This window comes from Sedimenticola selenatireducens (assembly GCF_963675335.2).
GTDB classification, from domain to species: Bacteria; Pseudomonadota; Gammaproteobacteria; order Chromatiales; family Chromatiaceae; genus Sedimenticola; species Sedimenticola selenatireducens.
In genome coordinates, this window is sequence record NZ_CAXXYC010000004.1 from 1287493 (window position 1) to 1311962 (window position 24470).

Below are 24470 nucleotides of genomic sequence, written 5' to 3' on the forward strand. Positions count from 1 at the left end.
TTAATCCTTTTGCAACAATGCTTCAACTTCCTTGAGCGGTACTGGCTTGCCAAACAAGTAGCCCTGAAAGGCGTGACAGCCATGCTTGGTTAGAAAGTTCATCTGTTCCCTGGTTTCAACCCCTTCAGCAATCACGTTCAACCCCAGAGCCTTGGTCATCCCTATGATGGCTTGTACGATGGCAGCATCACTTTGGTCGGTGGTGATGTCGGACACGAAGGAGCGGTCGATCTTGACCTCATCCAGCGGCAGGCGTTTCAGATAGGCTAGCGACGAGTAGCCGGTGCCGAAATCATCCATCGAAAAGTTCACGCCGAGCTGCTTTATTTCGCGCATCTTGGCAATGGCTTCCTGTATGTTTCCCAACACGGTGCTCTCGGTCAGTTCCAACTTCAGGTGGGAAGGTTTTGCACCGCTTTCCAGCAATACGCGTCGCACTTGGGCGACAAAATCAGCCTGGTGAAACTGTTTTGCGCTAACGTTTACTGCCAGTATCAAGTCTTGGGTCAACGCGTCTTGTTGCCAGGCCTTGAGCTGGGCGCAGGCAGTCTGCAAGACCCATAGCCCTATCGGCAGAATCAATCCGGTTTCCTCGGCCAGCGGAATGAATTGGTCAGGAAACACAAATCCGCGCTCGGGATGTTTCCAACGCAACAGCACTTCCGCGCCGATTGTCTTGCCACAACTGTTAACCTGTATCTGGTATTGAAGCAGGAATTGCTGCTTGGCGATCGCCTGTCGTAAATCCGTTTCAATGGCTAAACGCGTGTCCAGCACCGCTTGCATCTTTGGATCAAAAAAGCGAACGGTATTGCCCCCCGCCGCTTTGGCCTGGTACATGGCCACATCGGCATGCTTAAGCAAATTTCCCAAATTTTCGTTATGGGCGCGGAACAGTTCAATGCCGATACTCACCGTAGTATGGTGCTCCTGACCTTCCAACATATATGGCCGGCTCAACTCGTCGCGGATTTTTTCTGCAACGATTTCAGCGTGAGTGGCGGCCTCATCCGGCAGGAGACTCAGATCTTCAAGCACTACCACGAACTCATCACCACCCAACCGTGCCACGCTGTCACCTTCACGAACGCAGAACTGCAACCGGCGTGCGACCTCGACCAACATCAGGTCACCCATCGCATGACCCTTTGTGTCATTTATCTTTTTAAACAGATCCAGATCCAGAAACAGCACTGCGCCATGTCGGCCGCTGCGTGTGCTGATCGCTGTTGCCTGCTGTAAACGATCCAACAACAGGCGGCGATTCGGCAAGTGAGTGAGCGGATCATAGAAGACCAACTGATGGATTTCCTGTTCAGCCTGCTTGCGCGCTTCAAACATGGCATTAAGGCCATCGCCTACCAGGCTGAGCTCATCACGTGTGTCGATTTTGACTCTCTGGTCCAGGTCGCCTTCGGCAAATGCGCGTGCTGAATGAATCAACGAATTGACATTGCCGATAATGGCGTAGTAGATACTGACCGAGATATAGACTATCAGCAGCATTAGTAGCAAGGCACTGCCAACACTCAGATATAGCGTATTTTTTGCCTTGGCAATACGCTCCTCAATAAGATTTTTGGCAGCGGGCATCAGCACCTGGTGCATTTGCGCGTAGCCATTGTTGATCTCGGTGGTGGCCATATCCATGAATATCTCCGGGGGGGTAACAAAGTTGCCGGTGAGGATATCTGACTCCACGAGTTTGATTATCTGCGTCGTTGAATCGTCAATACCCGTATGTGCCGCCCTGAGTGATATCTCCGCTGTCGGGGTGTAATAACTGGTCTTATCGATTCGGTTCGAGACTTCACGGTGGGTACTTTCAAGTTCAGCAATCAGGTTGTGTATGGTGATTATCTGGCGTTCGGTAATCTGTTTGGCAGCCAGAATGAAGGTTCCGTATGCACGGAGCTGGCCGAGGTGTTCAACTACGTGCGGAATTTTGTTGACGGTCGTATCAATCAGATAGAACGTGGCGAGTTCCGCATCCGTGATCAGCGCATAGTCATCAGCAATAAGCTCCTTGAATAACTGGACCTGCTCGATCAAGCGGGTGTGTTGGGTGAAATTCCCATACGCCGATTTGTGAAGACCATCTATACGTAACCGCTCCCATTCCGCCTTGATATGCCGGAAGCCTTCGCTGGAGATCAGGTGGGCAGGTAATTTTCTTTCCAGTACGCTGAATGCATCTGCGACTTCCCTTTCCTTGGCGGCTCGCCTGCCCTCCATAATATCGGCTCCCCCGAGCAGCGCAGACGAGATTCCGCGGTGTTGCTGGAGGTACTGTATGGTTCGGGAAACCGGCTCAATCAGCACCAAGCCTTGCAGCTCCCGTTTCGATAAACGGATAACCTGGTCAAGGCTGGCAAACAGGCTGTACACCACTACGGCAATCGCCACCAACGACATCAGCCACAGCAGGGTAAATTTTTTGGTAAACCCAATGCGGTTCAGCAGCGTAATGGTCGGGATAAAGATCGGCCGTATGGCTTCTCCAATACTGCTATTGCCCAACATTGGTCCTCCCATCCTGTTTCGCCACAGAATACCTCTCGCAGAATGCTACTTTTTGGTAGGTAGACTGTAGGTTTATCTTTTCAGCGACGGCGGGGGAAAGGCAGTCATAGGGTAAACACTATATTGCAGTCCGGCTAGGATAGTTTCTGTTAGGCCGGAGACTTTGCGTCCATACTTTTCAATATGTTGGTAAGCGGTCATTAAACCCCGTCTTGCAGCAGAATCACGTCCTCACTAAGCTGTCACCATTCAAGTTCCACGGTAACAGCGCTTCGATCTCATCCAGGCTTTGTGTCGCAGGCAGCTCTTTAAAAATCCGTTTCAGATAACCATAAGGTTCCTGTCCATTGGTCTTCGCAGTTTCGATCAGGCTGTAAAGCGCCGCACTGGCCTTGGCACCTCGGTCTGTGTCACTGAATAGCCAGTTTTTTCTGCCAATGACAAAGGGGCGGATCGCGTTCTCAGCGACATTGTTATCGATCGACAGACGACCATCTTTGGTATAAACGGTCAGCTTGTCCCAGTTCTTGTCCAGATAGCCCAGGGCTTTTCCCAGAGCACCTTTCGGCAGTACATGATGCAAGGTCTTATCCAGCCAGACGCGGAGCTGCTCAAGCACCGCCACGCTCTCCTGCTGGCGAACCTGTTGACGTACTTTCGGTGGCTCGTCCTTGATGCGGCGTTCGATATCATAAAGTTTACTGATATGGCTTAACGCCATATCCGCCTTGCCCGCCTTGGGCTTTTTGCCCTGGGGTGCCGCTGCCTTCTGTGCCTCGATAAACTTCCGACGTGCATGTGCCCAGCAGCCCAATGGCGTGATGCCCTGGGTTTTGCCTAGCGCGTGATAACCGGCATAGTCATCGGTTTGCAGATAACCTTCAAAGCCATCCAGGAGTTGTTCGGCAACGCTTCCGCTGCGGCTTGAGGCATAGTCATAAAGCACGATCTTCTTATCTGGCGGGCCACTGACACGCACCCACATGTAGGATTTGCTCTGGGGTAATCGGCCTTCTTCCTTGAGTACTTGTACCGGGGTCTCATCACAATGGATGATCGGCCCTGACAGCAGTTGATCGTTGAGCAGATTCAGCAGCGGTTGGACTAAGGTGCCGCATTTAAGCATCCAGCCAGCCAGGGTATTGCGCCCTAACGTAATACCACTCCGTTGCAGGATCTGCTCCTGACGATACAGTGGCAAAGCATCTTGATACTTGGCAATCGCCACATGGGCTAACAGACCGGCGCTGGCATTGCTCTTAGGAATCGGCTGTGGCGGCAACGGCGCAAGTTGCACACCCGCCTCGCAAGTCTGACAGGCGTATTTCTTACGCACATGGACCAGTACCCGCACCTGGGCTGGAATGATATCCAACTGTTCACTGGCCTCTTCGCCGATAAGGGTGCGCTGACAACCGCAGGGACAGGTCTTCTCGGCTTCTGGCAGATCATGTTCGATGCGGATACGCGGCAGTTCCGACGGCAGGGGCTTGCGTCCACGCGGCTTTTGCTTGGCGGTAGACGGCCGACTTTGGCTGGCCGGTACTTCGTCAGCAGGCGCCTCGCTTTCCTCACACAGCAGCTCGGCCTCATCAAACAGTTCCGCTTGTTCCGATACCTTCTCACTACGGGTGCCAAACTGGCGATGGCGCTGTAAACGAATATACTCTTCAAGCAGGGCAATGCGCCGTTCCTTACGGCTGATTTTCTGCGTTTGGTTGCTGAGCATTAACTGCTGCTCAGCAATGATTTTCTTCAGTGCGCCAACATCATCAGGCAGGTTTCCAACAGCAGCTTTCATGGCGGTTATTTTACCGCATAATGCCTAGATTACCGAGTCAAAATACACACGTTGATGGGGTTTGTTGTTCCAGATATCAAAACCATCCAAGAGCCAGTTTAACTCCTGACCGCTGAGTGATAAGGGCGCATCCGTGTTCATCGACGGCCACTTGAAACGCTGCCGTTCCAGGCGCTTGTACCAGACAATGAAACCATTACGTTCCCAGCACAGCATCTTGATCTTATCACGGCCGCGATTACAGAAAACAAACAGGGCTTGGATATTGGGTGATAGCGCCATCTCCCGTTCGACCAAGGCCGACAGACCATCAATGGATTTACGCATATCCACTGGATCGGCATACAGGTACACTTGTACCGACTCGGATGGGCGCAACATCACCGTGCCCCCAGCAGGTTGCGCTGAACTACCGGCAAGACCTGCTCCAGCGAACCAACCGGCACCTCCAGGCGCAGACCCCGGACCGATATCACAATCATTGTCTCAACATGGCGATTGGACATAACAGGAATCAGTTTACCGGCCACAGCCGGTGTGGCCAGGCGTTTGCGCCAGTAACCGAATGTGGAAAACTTCAGATCATGTTGTTTGCAGTAGGCCTGCTGGGTCAGCCCGCTCTGTTTCCAATCGGAAAAATGCGCTTTCCAAAAGACTGCTTTCTCTCCACTATCCATTCTATTCTCCCCATGAATTTGAAGGTCGCAGCATAGAGGAGAGGCCGCCTAAAAAAATAGATGGGGTTTATTGATCGCTTACATATGTTGGCCAAGTAATATGCACAATACTTTCTTAAACAAACAGGGTCAACCAGATCGAAACGCAACATGGATGGGCAATCGCTGTGGGAATACCACTATTTTCCGGGGAGATTACCACAGGACCTTGAGGATTCAATTACCGCGCAACCGCAGAGTCACCGTCAAGAAAAGTGCAAAAAATTTTTGACGCTACCTACTGATCTCTTCGATTCTAGACATTATAATGTGCGTTATGCGTGAATCCGCTATCAAAGTAAAATTTATCGATTTCCTTCTAAATGGATTAATAAATTCTGACGCACTGATAGTAAACGAGATGTCATTCGCTGATAGTAGCAGACGTGCGGATCTGGTGACTATTGGGGATTATCTTGAAGCCTATGAAATAAAAAGCGAAAAAGATAGCTTAGATAAATTGCCTGAACAACTGAAGGATTACGATAAATATTTTCATTCCGTTTATGTCATTTGCCACAAAAGCCACCTGAAAAATGTACAAAACATTAGTCGTAAATTTGGTATCTATGTGATCACCGAACGAGGTGTCACGAAAATTCGAAAGGCAAGGAGAAGAAAGAAAATTAAAGTGAAGTTTTTACTTGATTATTTGGACCGGAACTCCCTAGCATCCCTTATAAAGGAAAAAACGCTTTCATATCGATTCATTATAAACCTTCCCATCAATGATTTTAGGGAAAATATTGAAGGAAAAATAAAGTATGACCATTTGTATCCCGCAGTAAGAAAATACTTAGTCAATAAATACCAACCTTCCAATAATCAATTTTTATCAGAGAGAGGAAAAGTCACTGTAGAAGAAGATCTCTTGCTCTTAAAAAAAACTTCTCAAACTATCTCTAATTAGAACCTAATATGCATTAGTTTGATTATGTAGCGATATAATGTTTAGACATATGAATATTCATCCGGACCGCGATCCAAAATGAAGGGCTTAATCCGCCTGGATTTCCTTCAGCTGCTTGTCTCACCTGTTCATGTCCCCAGCAGTCAAAACTTGAATAGCGCGGGTGGGCAATCATTTCTTTTGCTGCTCTAACATAACCCCCAGCTTGTCTTCTGTACCGAGTGTAGATAATTGAGTCATTCAGGGAAATATCTACGCGAGGAACCCATGTTCCTCCTCGAGCCTGATATCTTTTAGGGTGAACAGACGCATAATCCCCATAGCAAATCCAATACCCTTTTCCTTTCAAATCTAAATGTAGCTTTTTTTCTAACAATGGGATAGTACCGTGATCGTCATAACAGCCGGACAGTTGAACAACCGACGCTGGAAAAGAAGAAGCACACACAACAATCGACCAAGGTTCAAAACCTACTGGTAGATCCTGATATCTTTCGACAATCTGTTCTAAAATTTTCTGGTATTCTTCTTCGATTATATAGTCAGCATCAAATACCAAAATCAGCTGATCATCGCTAGTTAATACGGATCTTATGATTTCAAGATAATCATTTATAGATGAGTCGTCTGGTTGTACTCGAAGAGCTAACTTTGTGTGATTAGAAAGTAGCTGCTGAACTTCTTGTTTTATTACACTTTCATGGGTATCTTCATAGAAATGAATTGCCGGAACAATATTTAGATCCGGATATTCACCAAGAAATTCTATCCAGTTTTGGAACCCGCCGGTTTCATCCAATAAATCATCGATCTGATCATTAGAGAGATCTTCATGGGCGGTTAAATCCAATATGAATGGAATATCTTTAACTATTTCTGATATCTGCTCCATCCTGCGATGAATATTTCCATCAGGTGCATTTTTAGAACGCCTAGATCGTGTAAGCTCAAATACAGGAGTAGTCGCCGCTTTTACGTCTTCTCCTAGATAGGAATATCCCTTTAGCTCAGCATCAGTTGATTTGATAATCGGTACGTAAGTAGGGCGTATATATTCCATTACAAACCATGACCAGAAAAACCTAAATTCTTGGCCCTGATCCTAACAGCTAATGCAGATACATTAAAGCGCGAAGCAATTTCTTCCACTTGATCAGAACCACGAGAAATAAATTGGCGAAACTCATCTTCTGGCATTAGCAAATCTGCTGCAAATGCATTTGCCTCTGCCTCTTCAGGATTACTATCCATATTTCGATAAAGAATTTTATCGACAAATTCACGTCCATTTTTTTGATGCAAAACAAAATGTCCAAGTTCATGTGCCAGAGTAAAACGCTGGCGACGTGGGTGATGCAGGTTGTTCACACCAATTACCCAATGCCCATCCATTCTCTTTAGGTACCCTGAAGTTTCATCATCCAACGCTTCGCGACGTATACGAATATTCAGGATCCGAATCAGACCATCGATATCCAATGGAAGATCGTTTAATCCATGCCTTTTCGCCAATGAGATAAGTTCCCGTGCGGAGCTGCAGCGAGATATATCGCGCACAGGAGCAACCCTTCTTGGATTTTTCCGCCTCATAACAGCCATACTAACTCTCTCCTTCATTACTAATCGTAATGTGCTCGTTTGAACCCTCCATCTCATCACTGTCGATCAAAGACAATTTATCTTCAATCACTTTCAAACGAACTTCTAACTTCTTACTCCAATTTTTAATCTCATCTAAGCGGTCTCCACTCTTGCCAATCTGCTCCATACTTTCTTCAAGAAGAACTAAATCGGACTTTAGCGACTCTCTAAGTTCTTTAGTTTTCTTATTCGTCTGGTCATCTAACAAGTCATAGAAAGCCTGTGATTCAAAAAACCTTTTAACTACTTCACTTGCTTTTGCTTCAGCAACAGACTCAGACCCTGCCCGCACATACATAAAAGCAACAACACCAAGAATACCTATAATTACAACCAAAAATTCAATAATTCCTGAATAGAAATTACTAATATCACTAATTAAATCGCCTGTGTTAACAACATACCCTTTTTCTATCAGATTTTTTATTTGAATAGCATCTGAAACAGGAACTTGGCCACCATCCGGGGAATTAAATAAATAGCCATGCGCATTTAAAATTGTGAGCTCTATGGCGTCCCCACCTATAAAGAAAAAAGTTACAAATAAGAACAATGTAGTACCTAGAGCACTACCGATTAATATTAATATTCCTTTTACCACCTTAGTTTTGCCTTTCCTTGTTTGAGTGCTATTAACACCCTTATGAATTCGAGAGTCGATTGCACCCCCTTCATATAGAGGCACTACGACCCAAATAATATACTAAACAGAACATAAATAGAACATAATCTAAGATTAGAGCATCTGATCTAAAGTTATCCTATAGCTAAGGAAATAACTCAATTTGATAGCCTTAACTTCAAAGATGCGGACAATATCGCTTCTGAAGTACATTATCTAAATAGCCGATGATAATTACTCCACCGTCACCGACTTGGCCAAATTCCTCGGCTGATCCACATCGGTGCCCTTGAGCAGGGCGACGTGGTAGGAGAGCAGTTGCAGCGGCACGGTGTAGACGATGGGGGCGGTGGTGGGGCAGATGTCGTCCAGGGTCAGGCTCTGGTAGTTGTCCAGCTCGATCTTCACCCGTTTGTCACTGAACAGGAACAGCTCACCGCCACGGGCGCGCACCTCCTGCAGGTTGGAGAGAACCTTCTCCAGTAGCGGATCATCGGGCAGGGCGCAGACCACCGGCATCTCGGCGTCCACCAGGGCCAGCGGGCCGTGTTTCAGTTCACCGGCGGGGTAGGCCTCGGCGTGGATGTAGGAGATCTCTTTGAGTTTCAGCGCCCCCTCCATGGCGATGGGGTAGAAGGGGCCGCGCCCCAGGAACAGGGCGTGGCTGCGCTCGGCAAAGCCGGCGGCCATCTGTTCAATTTCATCATTGAGTTGCAGCACCACTTCCATCTGGCGGGGCAGGGCGTGCAGTTCCTCCACCCATTCGGTCAGTTGTTCCGGGTCGACTCCCTGGCGACGTGCCAGCGCCAGCACCAGCAGCCGCAGGGCGACCAGTTGGGTGGTGAACGCCTTGGTGGAGGCGACGCCGATCTCGGGTCCGGCTCGGGTCATCAACGCCACGTCGGATTCGCGCACCAGAGAGCTCTCCGGCACATTGCAGATCACCAGGCTGCCGAGGTAGCCCTGTTCCCGGCTGCCGCGCAGGGCGGCCAGGGTGTCGGCGGTCTCCCCCGACTGGGAGATGGTGACAAACAGGGTATCCGGCGACACCACGGATTTGCGGTAGCGGTATTCGCTGGCGACTTCCACATTGCACGGGATGCCAACCTCCTCGAACCAGTAACGGGCCACCATGCCGGCGTGGTAGGAGGTACCGCAGGCGATGATCTGGATGCGCCGGGTCCGGTCCAGCAGCGCCTTGGTCTCGTAGCCGAAGCTCTCCTCCAGCAGGCGGCCCTTGTGGATGCGTCCTTCCAGGGTCTCGGCCACCACGGCGGGCTGCTCGAAGATCTCTTTCAGCATGTAGTGGCGGTAGGGGCCTTTGTCGGTGGCGGTCGGATTCAGCTTGGAGGAGACCACCGGACGCTCCACCGGATTTCCCTCGCTGTCGAACACCTGCACCCCTTCACGCCGCACGTCGGCCAGGTCACCCTCTTCCAGGAAGATGAAGCGCTGGGTCTCGGTGAGCAGGGCAAACACATCGGAGGCGACAAAATTCTCCCCCTCGCCCAGACCGATCACCAGCGGCGAGCCGGCCCGGGCCACCACAATGCGGTCCGGGTCATCGGGGCTGGCGACCGCCAGGGAGTAAGCACCCACTAGGCGGCCAACCACCGACCTGAATGCCCCACAGAGGTCGTTCCCCGCCTTCAGGGCATCCGCCAGCAGATGGGCAATCACCTCGGTATCGGTCTCGGAACTGAACCGGTAACCTTTGGCCGTGAGCTCTTCGCGCAGTTCGGCATGGTTCTCGATAATGCCGTTATGCACCACCGCGACCTGCTCCCCGCTCATGTGAGGGTGGGCGTTGCGCTCGGCCGGCATACCGTGGGTGGCCCAGCGGGTGTGGGCAATACCCAGTTCGCCTGCGATGGGGTTCTCCTCCATGCGCTGCTGCAGGGAGGCGACCTTGCCCACCGAGCGGATGCGCTGGATGCGGCCTGAGCTGTCACGTATGGCGATACCGGCCGAGTCGTAGCCGCGATACTCCAGTCGACGTAGTCCTTCGATCAGGATGGGGGTAATGTTTCGCCGCGCCACGGCGCCTACGATGCCACACATGGTTGGTTTTCCTTTTCTTTCTGGTGAGGACGCTGAGTCTGCTCACCGCTTGTTCATGACGTAGCGTAGGAAGAACGGGTTCTGAATGGCTATCGCCATCGGCTGTAATCCCCTCGTCCTGTCCTTCTCCCCGAGGGAGAAGGGACGCTTTGAATACCATTAGAACAAAACTGCAATGGTTTCCTACCTGATTCGGGCCAAGCAGACCGCCCCGGTCAGTCGCCCTGCTTCTCCGGCCGCTTCCAGCCCTTGAGGCTGAGCTGCTTGGCGCGGCTCAGGGTCAGGGTGTCTGCCGGGGCATCCCGGGTGATGGTGGAGCCGGCACCGATGGTGGCGCCCGCACCGACCTCAACCGGCGCCACCAGTTGGGTATCGGAACCGATAAAGGCGTTGTCGCCGATCACGGTGCGAAACTTGTTCACCCCGTCGTAGTTGCAGGTGATGGTACCGGCACCGATATTCACTGAATGGCCGATGGTTGTATCACCGATATAACTCAGGTGGTTGATCTTGCTGCCGGCGGCCACGTCGCTCTTCTTGATCTCGACGAAGTTGCCCACATGCACCCGCTCCGCCAGCGTGGTGGCGGGGCGCAGCCGGGCAAAGGGACCGATGATGGAGTCCGCGCCAACCTCCGAGTCCTCGATCACACAGTTCTCCTTGATCCAGACGCCATCGGCAATATGGCTGTTGCGGATCACCGTATTGGCACCTACCCGCACGCCGTCACCCAGGGTAACTTCGCCCTCAATCAGCACATTCACATCCAGCTCTACATCCTGTCCATGCTGCAAGCGGCCACGCAGGTCGAAGCGGGCCGGATCACGCAGGGTGATCCCCTCACGCATCAGCTGTTCCGCCTGCACCTGTTGGTGTCGACGCTCCAGCGTGGCGAGCTGAACCCGGTCATTCACCCCTTCCACTTCAAAGCTGTCGACGGGGTGCGCGGTCTTTACCTCAACGCCTTCATCCACTGCCATCGCCACGACATCGGTGAGATAAAACTCGCCCTGGGCATTATTGCTCTCCAGCCGCCCGAGCCAGCCGGCGAGCCGCGCCCGGTCGGCAATCAGGATGCCGGTGTTGATTTCTCGGATACGCTGCTCGATTTCCGAGGCATCTTTCTGTTCAACAATTCGGGTGACATGCCCCTCGACCCGCACGATACGGCCATAACCGGCGGGATCGTCCAGGGTGACGGTGAGCAGCGCCAGCGCGGTATCGTGGGATTGTTGAATCAGGCTGTTCAGGGTCGTTTGCTGGGTGAGGGGAACATCGCCATAGAGCACCAGCACCCGGTCCATATCGGCCATGGCGAACATTGCCTGCTCGACCGCATGACCGGTTCCGAGCTGTTCGGCCTGTTCTGCCCACACCAGGGTTGGATCATTAATCGCCTGCTGTACCTGATCGCCGCCATGGCCGTAAACCACCACCACCTTGTCCGCGCCGAGCGCCTTGGCGGTGTCTATCACGTGCCCCACCAGCGGCCGGCCGGCGATGCGGTGCAACACCTTGGGCAGTGAAGATTTCATCCTTGTCCCTTGTCCTGCGGCAAGGATCACAACACCCAGCTTCATAGTTATCTCTCTTAAAATTCGCGATCTGGTCGGCCGGTGGCCGATTAGTTGATGGAACAGCCGCCCTCGGGAGGGGTCATGTCATCTATGGTAGCGTCACGCACCTCCACGATCTTGACCATCACCTTCAAAGTCTTGCCCGCCAGCGGGTGATTACCGTCCACGGTCAGCTTGTCGCCTTCGATCTTGCTGACGTAGAAGGTGCGGGCCTCGCCCTCCTGATTCTGCATCTGCACCTCGGCACCGAGCTGGCGGAACTGGGGCGGTACATTCTCGATATCGTCGGTAAAGGTGAGCTCCGGGTCATGCTCTCCGAATCCATCCTCCGGCTCCACGATCATCTCCACCTCGTCACCCACACCCTTGCCGGCAATTACCTTGTCCATGCTGCCGATCAGCTCGGTCTCACCGCCATGGACATAGCTGACGGGGATATCATTCTGCTCGAGCACATTACCTTCCATGTCGGTGATGTGGTAGGTGAGAGAGACAAATTTTCCGGGTTTGATGACTTCACTGGACATAACATACTGCTCCGCTTGAATGAATAGAGCCTCCCGTGGGGAGGTTCGTGAGTATATCATCCGCGGCGCACCGCTGACTAAACCGGCATTGCAATTTGCCTCCAGGCAAGCGACATCCAGCCGCCCGAGTCGTTAACCGCTGATCCGGACCCGGCTTTCGGCGGTTGACCAGCCATTCCACAACACCGGATGGGTGGATTCCCACCCATTTGCCTTATCGGACTGAACCGAGCCATTCCACCATAACCATTAAGGATCAACGGGTTATCATTAAAAACCGGCGCCAGCTAACATCTGGCACCCCGTTTGCTAACCTTAATAGACCAGCCCGGCACCCGATGTGACAGAGGAGACGCCCGGCCTGGACCATTAAAGACATCCCTATCAGGAGGAATCCAATGCACAAAGCTCTGATCGGCCTCGCCGTTACCGCAGCACTCACCATCTCATCTTCCGCTGCCTTCGCTAACTGCGATCCCGGCGAATTGGTGATCAAGTTCAGTCACGTGACCAATACCGACAAGCACCCCAAGGGTATCGCCGCCGCCCTGCTGGAGAGCCGGGTCAATTCAGAAATGAACGGCAAGGCCTGCATGCAGGTCTATCCGAACTCCACTCTTTATGATGATGACAAGGTACTGGAGGCCATGCTGAACGGTGATGTGCAGTTGGCGGCACCTTCGCTCTCCAAGTTCGAAAAATTCACCAAGAAGTTCCGCATTTTTGACCTGCCGTTCCTGTTTGAAGACGTGGACGCGGTGGACCGTTTCCAGAATTCCGAAGCCGGTGAAAAGCTCAAGGGTTCGATGAAAAGACGCGGCCTGCTCGGACTTACCTACTGGCATAACGGCATGAAACAGCTCTCCGCCAATCGCCCGTTGATCCACCCGGACGATGCCAAGGGCCTGAAATTCCGCGTCCAGGCATCGGATGTGCTGGTGGCTCAATTCGAACAGCTGGGTGCCAACCCGCAGAAGATGGCCTTCAGCGAGGTGTACGGCGGACTGCAGACCAAGGTGGTCGATGGCCAGGAGAATAGCTGGTCCAACATCTACGGTAAGAAATTCTTCGAGGTACAGGACGGCGTGACCGCCAGTAACCACGGTATTCTCGACTACCTGGTGGTCACCTCCGGTGAGTGGTGGGATGGGCTGCCCGCAGACATCCGTGGCCAGCTCAGCCAGATCCTGCAGGAAGTGACCGAGACTCGTAACTCCGAATCTGCCAAGGTCAACGCCCAGAGCATGCAGCACGTGATCGACGCCGGTGGCGTGGTACGTACCCTGACTCCAGAGCAGCGCCAGGAGTGGGTAGACGCCATGAAACCGGTCTGGAAGAAGTTTGAAGATGATATCGGTGCCGACCTGATCGAGGCAGCCGAGGCTTCCAACAAGAAGTAAGTGGTTTTACTTTGTAACCAGGCGACCGCCAGATGTGGTCGCCTGGATTTGACAATACTCAGCTTAAACTGCCTTTGAGGACGCCGTGATGCACCCCTTACCCCAGTCCAGGTTCGCCAGAGCCATGGATCAGATAGAGGAGACAGCAATAGCAATCTGCCTCGGTCTGATGACGCTGATCACCTTTGCCAATGTGATCGCCCGCTATCTGTTCAACAACAACATTCTATGGGCTCTGGAGGCCACGGTTTTTCTGTTCGCCTGGCTGGTGCTGATGGGCTGCTCCTATGGGGTGAAAAAACAGTTCCATATTGGTGTCGACGTGGTGATTAACATGGTGTCACCCAAGGCGCGCCGGGTGATGGCACTGCTTTCGGTCACCGCCTGCCTGGCCTTTGCCATCCTGCTGCTGGTCGGTTCCTGGGACTACTGGTACGCCTTTGCCACCAAGCGCGCCTTCCTGGAGACCAACGACGTGCCGATGCCCGACTTCCTGCAGTTTTTTGCCACCTGGCTGAATGAGGGGGAGCTGTACGAGAAGATGCCCCGCTTCATACCTTACGCCGCCTTGCCTCTGGGCATGGGGCTGTTGACCCTGCGCTTTCTTGAGGTCGCCTGGAAGGTGATCAAGGGCGAACAGGACTCCATCATTGCCAGCCATGAGGCTGAAGCGGCCGTCAGTGAACACCCACATCATCGTGAAGGAGAGAATTAATAATGGATATTCTGATTCTCTTCGGCATGGTGATAGGCCTGATGCTGATCGGCGTACCCATCGCCGTCTCTCTGGGCCTCTCCAGTATCATTTTTCTGTTTATGCACTCGGAGGCCTCACTGGCCTCGGTTGCGCAAACCCTGTTTTCGGCCTTTGCGGGACACTACACGCTGCTGGCGATCCCTTTCTTCATTCTCGCCTCCAGCTTTATGTCCACCGGTGGCGTAGCCCGACGCATTATCCGTTTTGCAGTCGCGGTAGTCGGCTGGTTTCCCGGCGGGCTGGCCATGGCATCGGTGTTCGCCTGCATGATGTTCGCGGCCCTTTCCGGCTCCTCTCCTGCCACCGTGGTAGCCATTGGTAGTATCGTCATTGCCGGCATGGTCAAGGCCGGTTACACCAAGGAGTTTGCGGCCGGGGTCATCTGCAATGCCGGTACACTGGGCATTCTGATACCGCCGTCCATTGTGATGGTGGTCTATGCGGCAGCAACCGACGTGTCGGTGGGCCGCATGTTCCTGGCGGGTGTCATTCCCGGCTCACTGGCCGGCGTGATGCTGATGATCGGCATCTATATCGCCGCCCGGGTAAAGGGCCTGCCATCGCAGCCATTTGCCGGTTGGGGCGAGGTGTTCGAATCTGCCCGTGACGCCGGTTGGGGCCTGATGCTGATCGTGATTATTCTCGGCGGTATCTATGGGGGTATTTTCACCCCCACCGAAGCGGCCGCAGTTGCAGCGGTCTACGCCTTCCTTATCGCCAATTTCATCTACAAGGACATGGGGCCACTGGCAACCAAGACCAGGGGTAACTTTTTTACCGCCTTGATCACCGTCTTCTGGCACAAGGATACCAAGCACACCCTGTTCGAGGCCGGCAAGCTGACCATCATGCTGCTGTTTATTATCGCCAATGCGCTGATCCTCAAGCACGTGCTGACCGAAGAGCGAATCCCGCAGATGATTACCGAGGCGATGCTCTCCGCCGGCTTTGGGCCGATCATGTTCCTGATCGTGGTGAACGTGCTGCTGCTGATCGGCGGCCAGTTCATGGAGCCGTCCGGGCTACTGATCATCGTGGCGCCGCTGGTGTTCCCCATCGCCATGACACTGGGCATTGATCCGATTCACCTTGGCATCATTATGGTGGTCAACATGGAGATCGGGATGATTACGCCTCCGGTGGGTCTTAACCTGTTCGTAACCGCCGGTGTTTCACACATGTCCATGATGCGGGTGGTCAAGGCGGCAGCGCCCTGGCTTGGCATCATGTTCCTGTTCCTGATCATCGTCACCTATGTGCCCTGGATCTCCACCTGGCTACCGACCATTATGATGGGGCCGGAGATCATCACGAAGTAACGCGGGAAACAAAGCGCAGGGTTTAGTAAAACCCTGCGCCTTTCGTAACAACTTTCGAGATTGATACCATGAAGATTCCAACATTCAAGACCATCCTCTACGCCACTGACCTGGGCAAAAAAATGCGTCCGGCGTTCCGCCATGCCATCAGCCTTGCGCAACAGTATCAGGCCAAGATCATCATGCTGCATGTAGCTGAACCCATTGGAAATACCGGCATGGCGGTGCTTGAGCTCTATGTGCCGGACATGAGCGATGATTTTGAACAAGAGGAGTTACGGGGAATCCTCAGCCAGATGGAGAAGCGCCTGGAGGACTTCTACACCGAAGAACTGGGTAAGGATTCCGACCTGGTCTCCGATGTGGCCGTCGTAACCGGTCGGCCCGCAGAAGAGATCAAAAAATATGCTGCCACCCATGACGTTGATCTGATTGTGATGGGCACCCATACCAGTTCAAGCTTCGGTTCCTCTCTACTGGGCTCGACCGCGCGCAAATTGATCAACATCAGTGATCGCCCGGTGTTGGTAGTGCCGGTGGGAAAGTGAGTTCGCCGGATTGAAACCGCTCTGGTAAAACGCAACCACTGGCTTGGTGGCAACATGACGCGGGCGGCTTCGGCGGTCCGCGTTTTTTTATCGCGATCGGATTGGTTTGTGTCACCCGGAGTGCGGGCGGGCCTGGGGGAAACCGGCCCCCGGCCGGTTGGTGATCAACCCTTGGGAACTGGGCCTTGCGTCACTTGAAATTGCTTTTATCCAGGCCGTATTTGCGCATCTTGTCATAAAGGGTTTTTCTCGGTACACCCAGCGCCGACATGGTGGCCTTGATATTGCCCTTATGACTGATCAGTACCTGCTCGATAATACTCTTCTCGAAACAGTCCACCTGTTCCGGCAATGTCACTTGATGTTCACCCTGCTCATCATCGGTGCCATGCAGTAACTGCTCCAAATCGTAACCGCAGCTCTCTCCCAACAGGGTGTAGCGTTCGGCGACATTGCGCAGCTCACGCACATTGCCGGGCCAGTTGTGGGTCAACAGGATGCGAATCTGATGGCCGGAGGGGAGGGGGGCTTCCATCTGGTAACGGGCATTGGCTACCAGCAGGAAGTGGTGGAACAGCAGCGGAATATCCTCCCGCCGGTCCCGTAGCGGAGGTATCTCCAGCGTCACCACGTTGAGACGATAAAGCAGGTCCTGGCGAAAGCGGCCCGTCTCGCAGGCCTCTTTCAGGTCGATCTTGGTAGCGGCGACCACGCGCAGATCCAGCGGTATCAGATTATTGGAGCCGAGCCGTTCTACCACACGCTCCTGCAGTACCCGCAGCAGGCGTACCTGCACCGGCATCGGCATGCTCTCAATCTCATCCAGAAACAGGGTGCCACCGTTGGCGTGTTCAAACTTGCCGATGCGTCGCTCGTTGGCGCCGGTGAAGGCACCCGACTCGTGGCCGAACAACTCGCTCTCGATCAGGTTTTCCGGTACCGCGCCGCAGTTGATGGCGACGAAGTTTTTATCCCGTCTCGACGAGTGTTCATGCAACGAGCGCGACACCAGCTCCTTGCCGGTGCCGGTCTCGCCCAGTACCAGAATATCGGCAGCCGCATTGGCCACCTGGGCGATGGTGGCACGTAGTTTCTGCATAGCCGGGGTGCGCCCAATAATGCGCGGACCCGGCACATCCTGCGCCTCCAGTTCGCGCCGCAGGCAACGGTTCTCCAGGGTGAGTGCCCGCTTGTCCACGGCACGGCGCACGGTCTCGATCAGCTTCTCGGCGGCAAAGGGTTTCTCAATGAAATCATAGGCTCCGTCCTGGATGGCGCTCACCGCCATGGTGATATCGCCGTGACCGGTTACCAGGATAACTGGAATGTCCCGATCGATCTGCAACGCTTTTTCCAAAAAGGCGAGACCATCCATCCCCGGCATCTTGATATCGCACACCACCACGCCAGGCCACTCCAGTGACAGCAGGGGTAGCACCTTCTCCGCGCCATTGAAACTCTGCACCTCAAAGCCGGCCAGCTCCAGGGTCTGCTGGTTGGCCATGCGGATGTGCTTCTCATCGTCTATGAAATAGATTATCGGATCGGAATTATTCATCATCTGCTTAAATTGGTTTTCCGGCCGGTATTTTTGATCGGCCTATTTGCTCAACAGCTCTTGTCTGGGTTGATTTTCAGTCACACTTGAGAGATCCAGTTGCAGGGTAAACACGGCGCCACCTTGCTCCCGGTTACCGGCGGTCAGTGTCCCATGCATCATCTCTACAATGCGATAGGAGATGGAGAGGCCGAGACCCAGTCCCCGGTCCTCCGATTTTGTAGTGAAGAACGGATCAAAAATGCGCTCCAAATTTGCCTGTTCAATCCCGGGTCCGTTGTCCAGTATCTCAATAATCGCCTTTCCCTGCCTGGTACTCACGGCAATCTGAATCCAGCGCTGGGCCTGCAGCTCCACTGCATGTACCGCATTGGTGATCAGATTCACCAGCACCTGCTCAAGTTGCACCATGTCTGACATGACATAGAGCTCTTCCTCCGGCAGCCTTCTACGCAGCTCGGTCTCCGTATCCTTCAACTGGGGACCGACAATCTTCAGTGCATTTTCGATCACCGCCTGCAGCGATACACTGACAATCCGGCCGGATGTCTTGCGCGAGAAAACCTTTAGCTGGCGGCTGATTTTTGCCATACGCTCGGTCAGTTCAGCAATCTGCTCCAGATTCCAGCTCGCCTCTTCCTGGCGGTTGCGGGTCAGCAGCGCCCGGGCATTGTCGGCATAGGAGCGGATCGCCGCCAGCGGCTGATTCAGTTCGTGGTTGATACCGGAGGACATCTGACCCAGGGCCGCCATCTTGGCGGCCTGAATCAGTTCGTCCTGGGTCTGGCGCAGCGTCTCATCGGTACGCCGGTGCTCTTCGATCTCTCGAATCAGTCGGATGTTGGCCTCGGTGAGATCGGCGGTACGCTCTTTTACCCGGCGTTCCAGCACCTGCTTGGCGCGTTTTTCAAAACGTTCGCGCTCTTTGATGCGGCGACTTCGCTGAAAAAGATAAAGCACCAGAAAAACGATCGCTATATACAGTATGGTGGCGAACAGCAGGGACTTCAGCACCTGTGAATTCACCACGCCCAGGCTGGCGAACGTGTGGACACGCCAGCCCGCTTCCGGCATCTCCTGCACCAGCATCAGGTGGTCGGACTGACGGGGCTCACCCATATTTACCACTTGCGCCTGCTCTGAAAGTTGGTCTTTTCGGGTAATCGCCAGGGTACCAATTTCAGCGTTCCCATAGCGCCGACTGCTGTGAATTCTTTCAATCACGGACTTGTCCAGCGGGTAAAGGCTCTTGTAACGCCAGTCGTCATTGGTGGAGATGAAAATAACACCATCCGGATCGGTCACGACAAAATCTTCTTTGAACGAGCTCCAGCTCTCCTCAAAACCGATCAGTTCGATTTTCATTACCACGGCGCCCTGTATCTTCTCCTTGTCGCGCACCGGATAGGCGAAATAGTAACCCCGCTTATTCGAGGTGGAACCGAGGGCAAAATAGCGCCCCAGACGGCCCTTCATGGCTTCCTGAAAATAGGGTCGGTAGGAAAAATTTCTGCCGACAAAGGGACGCTCGGACAGCCAGTTGGAGGCCGCTATGGTCCACCCTTCCGCATTCATCAGATAGGTATCCGAGGCGTTGGCGACCTTGTTGATGGTTTCCAGATAACGGTTAAGCGCGGTGATGGTGTTGACGTCATTGGGATATTGCAGAAAGTTGAGCAGCAGGCTGTTGGTGGCCAGCAACTCCGGCAGAAACTCATACTTCTCCAGTTGGCCCTGCAGATTGGCCACGAACAGTTTCAGTTGGTGCTGGTTTTGTTGCTGCAGGTTTTCCAGGGCAATCTGCCGCGACCAGTGGGCCGTCAGCCAGAGTATCAGCACCAGCAGTGAAATCACCACCACCAGCAGCAACTGGCGATGGGATTTTTTCAGGCTGAAATGGGCAAATTTAATTTCCATAATCCGACCTGAAGTATAGGCCTTCAAGAGCGATTATTCCCGCCTCCGATCGCCATTGAAACGGCTCCGCCTCTCTCGGGCATCCCGGCCATTCGGCCCGGGGCATGCCTGTAGGAGCGGCACCCCGCCGCGATCTTTTCCCAATTCCGGACAGTCCGGGCGGTCTGTACGCAATCGCATGAGTGTGAACCGCAGCGAAAAAAAACCCCGCCGAGGTGGCGGGGTTCTTCTGCACAGCGCTGGATCAGGACTTCTTGATCTTGCGTAGCTTCTCGATCGCCCGCAGCTGGGCTACGGCCTCGGCCAGTTCGGCCTGCGCCTTGGCATACTCGAACTGTTCCTTCTGACCGGCCAGCGCTTCTTCAGCCCGGCGTTTGGCTTCGATGGCGGCGGCCTCATCAAGATCGGCTGCACGGACGGCCGTGTCGGCCAGTACCGTCACCACATGCGGTTGAACCTCCAGAATGCCGCCGGAGACGTAGAAGTGCATCATCTCCTTACCGTTGTCCACTCGCACATCACCCGGCTTCAGGTGCGTCACCAGCGGCGTGTGTCTTGGGGCGATACCCAATTCACCCATCACGCCGGGGGCGTAGACCATCTCGGCCTGGCCGGAATGGATCGCTCCCTCTGCACTGACGATGTCGACATGTATAGTCATGGCCATTTAGTTTCTCCGGACTTGATTAGTCGCCTGCGCCACGCTCGACAGCTTCCTCGATACCGCCGACCATGTAGAAGGCCTGTTCCGGCAGATGATCATACTCACCGCCCAGGATCGCCTTGAAGCTGGCGATGGTGTCCTTGACCGATACGTATTTACCGGGACTGCCGGTGAACACCTCAGCCACGAAGAAGGGCTGGGAGAGGAAACGCTGCATTTTACGTGCGCGGGATACGGTCAGCTTATCCTCTTCGGACAACTCATCCATACCCAGAATCGCGATAATATCCTTCAGCTCCTTGTAGCGCTGCAGGGTGCCCTGTACACCACGGGCCACGCTGTAGTGCTCCTCGCCGACGATGTGCGGATCAAGAATACGCGAGGTGGAATCCAGCGGGTCCACCGCCGGATAGATACCCAGCTCGGCAATCTGACGGGACAGCACCAGGGTCGCATCCAGATGCGCGAAGGTGGTGGCGGGGGAGGGGTCGGTCAAATCGTCCGCCGGTACATAGACCGCCTGAAACGAGGTAATTGATCCGGTCTTGGTAGAGGTAATACGCTCCTGCAAGACGCCCATCTCGGCCGCCAGGGTCGGCTGATAACCTACCGCGGATGGCATACGACCCAGCAAGGCCGATACCTCGGTACCTGCCAGGGTGTAACGATAGATATTATCAACGAACAACAGTACATCACGACCCTCGTCACGGAAGTTTTCCGCGATGGTCAAACCGGTCAGCGCCACACGCAGACGGTTACCGGGAGGCTCGTTCATCTGGCCGTAAACCAGGGCTACTTTATCCAGTACGCCACCCTCAGCCATTTCGTGGTAGAAGTCGTTACCTTCACGGGTACGCTCACCGACACCGGCGAATACGGAGAAACCGGAGTGCTCCACTGCGATGTTACGGATCAGCTCCATCAGGGTTACGGTCTTGCCTACACCGGCACCACCAAACAGTCCGACTTTACCACCCTTGACGATCGGCATGATCAGGTCGATCACCTTGATGCCCGTCTCCAGGATTTCGGTGGCCGTGGACTGATCTTCCAATTTCGGTGCGACGCGGTGGATCGGCATGAACTCTTCGGTCTTCACCGGACCTGCCTCATCCACCGGATTTCCCAGCACGTCCATGATGCGGCCCAGGGTGCCCTGGCCGACCGGAACGGTTATGGGAGCGCCCGTATTGACCGCCTCAACGCCACGCTTCAGACCGTCGGTTGAACCCATCGCAATGGTACGGGCGATGCCGTCACCCAATTGCTGTTGAACTTCAAGGGTCAGACCCACTTCTTCGATCTTCAGCGCATCGTAGACCTTCGGCATATGACCCATGGGGAACTGAACGTCCACCACAGCACCGATGATTTCCACCACTTTACCCGAACTCATCTCTGGTTCCTCTTGTCGCTGTCGACGACTCTCTAATGTTTAAAAACTTAACCTGTTCTACACCAAGGACTTATACGACGGCGGCACTTATACTGCCGCGGCGCCGGCCACGATCTCGGAGATCTCCTGGGTGATAGCTGCCTGACGCGCCTTGTTGTAGACCAACTGCAGCTCATCAATAAGGTTACCTGCGTTATCGGTCGCTGCCTTCATGGCCACCATTCGTGCGGACTGCTCGCAGGCCCCGTTCTCCACCACCGCCTGGTAGACCAGGGATTCGATGTAGCGGGTCAGCAGGCCATCCAGAACCTCTTTGGAATCAGGCTCGTAGATATAGTCCCAGTGATGCTTCAGCTCCTGATCGCTCTGACCGGCGATCGGCACCAGCTGTTCAATGGTTGGATCCTGGGTCATGGTATTCACAAACCCGTTGTAGGCCACGTAGATACGGTCGATCTCACCATTCTCGTAGGCATCAAGCATCACCTTCACGGTACCGATCAGCTGCTCGATATGGGGAGCGTCCCCCAGATGCGTGGCCTGGGCCAGCACCTTGCCGCCAAAGCGCTTGAAAAAGCCCAGCGATTTGGATCCGATGGTGCAGAAGTCAACCTGAATACCTGCTTCCTGCTGCTTTCTGATCTCCCTGACCAGCTTGCGGAACAGGTTGCTGTTCAAGCCGCCGCAGAGCCCACGGTCCGAAGAGATGACGATATAGCCGACCCGGCTGACATCGCGCTCCTTCATAAAGGTGTGGGTATACTCCGGATGCGCATGGTACAGATGGCCGATGACGTTCCGCATCTTGTCCGCATAGGGACGCGTCGCGTTCTTCCGGTCCTGCGCCTTGCGCATCTTGGCAGCTGCCACCATCTCCATCGCAGACGTAATCTTCTGCGTATTCTTGATGCTGGCAATCTTGGTGCGTATCTCTTTTGCGCCTGCCATGATTAAACCTTATCTTTCAGCTTTATGGACGTCATGCTTACCAGGTGTGGTTGGCTTTGAAGTCCTTGATGGCGTCATGCAGTGACTTGGCAACTTCGTCATTGTAATCGGCCGATGCGTTGATCTGATCGCTCAGTGCCTTCTGGTTGCTGCCCATATACGAGTGCAACGCCGCCTCGAAATCAACGATCTTGTTGGCGGGGATATCATCCAGATAGCCTTCGTTTGCAGCAAACAGTGAGGTGGCCATCTGAGCAATGGAGAGCGGGCTGTACTGCGGCTGTTTCATCAGCTCGGTGACACGCTCGCCACGCTCCAGCTGGGCGCGGGTAGCATCGTCCAGATCGGAGGCAAACTGGGAGAACGCCGCCAGCTCGCGATACTGGGCCAGCGCCAGTCGTACACCACCACCCAGCTTCTTGATGATCTTGGTCTGCGCCGCGCCACCCACTCGGGAGACCGACAGACCGGCGTTGATCGCAGGACGGATACCGGCGTTGAACAGATCGGCCTCGAGGAAGATCTGGCCATCGGTAATGGAGATCACGTTGGTCGGCACGAAGGCGGACACGTCACCACCCTGGGTCTCGATGATCGGGAAGGCGGTCAGTGAACCGGTCTTGCCCTTCACCTCACCGTTGGTGAACTTCTCCACGAACTCGGCATTGACTCGCGCGGAGCGCTCCAGCAGACGGGAGTGCAGGTAGAACACGTCACCGGGATAAGCTTCACGACCGGGGGGACGACGCAGCAGCAGCGATACCTGACGATAGGCCCAGGCCTGCTTGGTCAGATCGTCATAAATGATCATGGCATCCTGACCGCGATCCCGGAAGTACTCGCCCATGGTGGCGCCGGAGTAGGGCGCAATGAACTGCATCGCGGCCGAATCCGCTGCGGGTGCAGCCACGATGATGGTGTGTTCCATGGCGCCGTGCTCTTCGAGCTTGCGCACCACCTGCGCGATGGTGGAGTTCTTCTGGCCCACCGCCACGTAGATACACTTAACGCCGGTACCCTTCTGGTTGATGATGGCGTCGATGGCGATGGCAGACTTACCGGTCTGGCGGTCGCCGATGATCAGCTCACGCTGGCCGCGACCCACCGGTACCATGGCGTCGATCGCCTTGAGGCCGGTCTGTACCGGCTGGTCAACCGATTTACGCTCGATCACACCCGGCGCCACTTTTTCGATTGGAGAGGTTTCGGTGTACTCGATGGCTCCCTTGCCGTCCAGCGGGTTACCCAGGGAGTCAACCACGCGCCCCAGCAGGCCCTCACCAATGGGCACTTCCAGTACGCGGCCGGTGCACTTGACCGCATCGCCCTCGGTAAGGTGGGTATATTCACCCAGGATTACCGCGCCCACGGAGTCGCGCTCCAGGTTCAGTGCCAGACCAAAGGTGTTGCCGGGAAACTCCAGCATCTCGTAAGACATGGCGTCTTCGAGACCGTGGATGCGGGCAATGCCGTCGGTCAGACTGATGATGGTGCCCTCGTTGCGGGCTTCAGTCTTCAGATCGAACTTTTCGATCCTGTTTTTGATCAGTTCGCTGATCTCGGATGGATTGAGTTGCATGAT

At 54.2% G+C, this 24470-nt stretch carries 21 protein-coding genes; 5 read left to right on the plus strand and 16 right to left on the minus strand.

Annotated features, from left to right (window positions below; genetic code table 11):
- The 4 genes from ACHZBF_RS17150 to tnpA all read right to left on the minus strand — a co-directional run bounded on the left by ACHZBF_RS17150 (position 1) and on the right by tnpA (position 5001).
- Positions 1-2523, minus strand: coding sequence for an EAL domain-containing protein (locus ACHZBF_RS17150; protein WP_321529105.1), 2523 nt, complete (start codon positions 2521-2523; stop codon positions 1-3).
- A gap of 223 nt (positions 2524-2746) precedes the next feature.
- Positions 2747-4324, minus strand: a complete 1578-nt coding sequence (tnpC, locus tag ACHZBF_RS17155; RefSeq protein ID WP_321528838.1) for an IS66 family transposase — start codon at positions 4322-4324, stop codon at positions 2747-2749.
- Between the two features lie 24 nt (positions 4325-4348).
- Positions 4349-4705 carry an IS66 family insertion sequence element accessory protein TnpB gene (gene tnpB / locus ACHZBF_RS17160; protein ID WP_321528839.1) on the minus strand — a complete coding sequence of 119 codons (357 nt, stop codon included), beginning with the start codon at positions 4703-4705 and terminating at the stop codon, positions 4349-4351.
- On the minus strand, positions 4705-5001 hold the full coding sequence (gene tnpA, locus ACHZBF_RS17165) for an IS66 family insertion sequence element accessory protein TnpA (protein ID WP_321528840.1): 297 nt from the start codon (positions 4999-5001) through the stop codon (positions 4705-4707). The genes tnpB and tnpA overlap by 1 nt, the downstream gene beginning before the upstream one ends.
- 316 nt (positions 5002-5317) lie before the next feature.
- Here tnpA and ACHZBF_RS17170 point away from each other — a divergent pair, with 316 nt between their 5' ends.
- Positions 5318-5950 (plus strand): sce7726 family protein, encoded by a 633-nt coding sequence (locus ACHZBF_RS17170; RefSeq protein ID WP_321529106.1) that lies wholly within the window; start codon positions 5318-5320, stop codon positions 5948-5950.
- 22 nt (positions 5951-5972) lie between these two features.
- Here ACHZBF_RS17170 and ACHZBF_RS17175 read toward each other — a convergent pair whose 3' ends face one another.
- The 6 genes from ACHZBF_RS17175 to ACHZBF_RS17200 all read right to left on the minus strand — a co-directional run bounded on the left by ACHZBF_RS17175 (position 5973) and on the right by ACHZBF_RS17200 (position 12378).
- Positions 5973-7010, minus strand: a complete 1038-nt coding sequence (locus ACHZBF_RS17175; protein ID WP_321529107.1) for a beta family protein — start codon at positions 7008-7010, stop codon at positions 5973-5975.
- Entirely contained in the window at positions 7010-7549 is a 540-nt protein-coding gene (locus ACHZBF_RS17180) for an ImmA/IrrE family metallo-endopeptidase (protein WP_321529108.1), read from the minus strand. Before ACHZBF_RS17180 ends, ACHZBF_RS17175 begins: the two co-directional genes overlap by 1 nt.
- Before the next feature lies 1 nt (position 7550).
- The gene (locus tag ACHZBF_RS17185; protein ID WP_321529109.1) at positions 7551-8192 is read right to left on the minus strand and encodes a hypothetical protein; all 642 of its coding nucleotides are present in this window, start codon (positions 8190-8192) and stop codon (positions 7551-7553) included.
- A gap of 255 nt (positions 8193-8447) precedes the next feature.
- Positions 8448-10274, minus strand: coding sequence for a glutamine--fructose-6-phosphate transaminase (isomerizing) (gene glmS / locus ACHZBF_RS17190; RefSeq protein WP_029132226.1), 1827 nt, complete (start codon positions 10272-10274; stop codon positions 8448-8450).
- A gap of 215 nt (positions 10275-10489) precedes the next feature.
- Complete coding sequence (gene glmU, locus ACHZBF_RS17195; protein ID WP_029132225.1) at positions 10490-11854, minus strand: bifunctional UDP-N-acetylglucosamine diphosphorylase/glucosamine-1-phosphate N-acetyltransferase GlmU; 1365 nt, start codon at positions 11852-11854, stop codon at positions 10490-10492.
- A 44-nt stretch (positions 11855-11898) separates the two neighbouring features.
- Entirely contained in the window at positions 11899-12378 is a 480-nt protein-coding gene (locus ACHZBF_RS17200) for an FKBP-type peptidyl-prolyl cis-trans isomerase (RefSeq protein ID WP_029132224.1), read from the minus strand.
- A gap of 398 nt (positions 12379-12776) precedes the next feature.
- Between ACHZBF_RS17200 and ACHZBF_RS17205 the strand changes: the two genes are divergently transcribed.
- The 4 genes from ACHZBF_RS17205 to ACHZBF_RS17220 all read left to right on the plus strand — a co-directional run bounded on the left by ACHZBF_RS17205 (position 12777) and on the right by ACHZBF_RS17220 (position 16402).
- On the plus strand, positions 12777-13778 hold the full coding sequence (locus ACHZBF_RS17205) for a TRAP transporter substrate-binding protein (protein WP_321529110.1): 1002 nt from the start codon (positions 12777-12779) through the stop codon (positions 13776-13778).
- Positions 13779-13902: 124 nt separating this feature from the next.
- Positions 13903-14493, plus strand: a complete 591-nt coding sequence (locus tag ACHZBF_RS17210; protein ID WP_335342827.1) for a TRAP transporter small permease — start codon at positions 13903-13905, stop codon at positions 14491-14493.
- Positions 14494-14495: 2 nt separating this feature from the next.
- Positions 14496-15854 carry a TRAP transporter large permease gene (locus ACHZBF_RS17215; RefSeq protein WP_029132222.1) on the plus strand — a complete coding sequence of 453 codons (1359 nt, stop codon included), beginning with the start codon at positions 14496-14498 and terminating at the stop codon, positions 15852-15854.
- Between the two features lie 68 nt (positions 15855-15922).
- Entirely contained in the window at positions 15923-16402 is a 480-nt protein-coding gene (locus ACHZBF_RS17220) for a universal stress protein (protein ID WP_029132221.1), read from the plus strand.
- A 190-nt stretch (positions 16403-16592) separates the two neighbouring features.
- Here the strand turns inward: ACHZBF_RS17220 and ACHZBF_RS17225 are convergent, their stop codons facing one another.
- The 6 genes from ACHZBF_RS17225 to atpA form a co-directional block, all read right to left on the minus strand.
- A complete protein-coding gene (locus ACHZBF_RS17225; protein ID WP_335342826.1) occupies positions 16593-17963 on the minus strand; it encodes a sigma-54-dependent transcriptional regulator in 1371 nt (456 codons plus the stop codon).
- Positions 17964-18002: 39 nt separating this feature from the next.
- A complete protein-coding gene (locus ACHZBF_RS17230; protein WP_321529111.1) occupies positions 18003-19877 on the minus strand; it encodes an ATP-binding protein in 1875 nt (624 codons plus the stop codon).
- 244 nt (positions 19878-20121) lie between these two features.
- Positions 20122-20544 carry a F0F1 ATP synthase subunit epsilon gene (locus ACHZBF_RS17235; RefSeq protein ID WP_029132218.1) on the minus strand — a complete coding sequence of 141 codons (423 nt, stop codon included), beginning with the start codon at positions 20542-20544 and terminating at the stop codon, positions 20122-20124.
- Positions 20545-20563: 19 nt separating this feature from the next.
- The gene (atpD, locus tag ACHZBF_RS17240; RefSeq protein ID WP_029132217.1) at positions 20564-21940 is read right to left on the minus strand and encodes a F0F1 ATP synthase subunit beta; all 1377 of its coding nucleotides are present in this window, start codon (positions 21938-21940) and stop codon (positions 20564-20566) included.
- Positions 21941-22027: 87 nt separating this feature from the next.
- Positions 22028-22888 (minus strand): F0F1 ATP synthase subunit gamma, encoded by an 861-nt coding sequence (gene atpG / locus ACHZBF_RS17245; protein WP_321529112.1) that lies wholly within the window; start codon positions 22886-22888, stop codon positions 22028-22030.
- Positions 22889-22925: 37 nt separating this feature from the next.
- Positions 22926-24467, minus strand: a complete 1542-nt coding sequence (gene atpA / locus ACHZBF_RS17250) for a F0F1 ATP synthase subunit alpha (protein WP_321529113.1) — start codon at positions 24465-24467, stop codon at positions 22926-22928.
- Between the last annotated feature and the right edge of the window lie 3 nt (positions 24468-24470).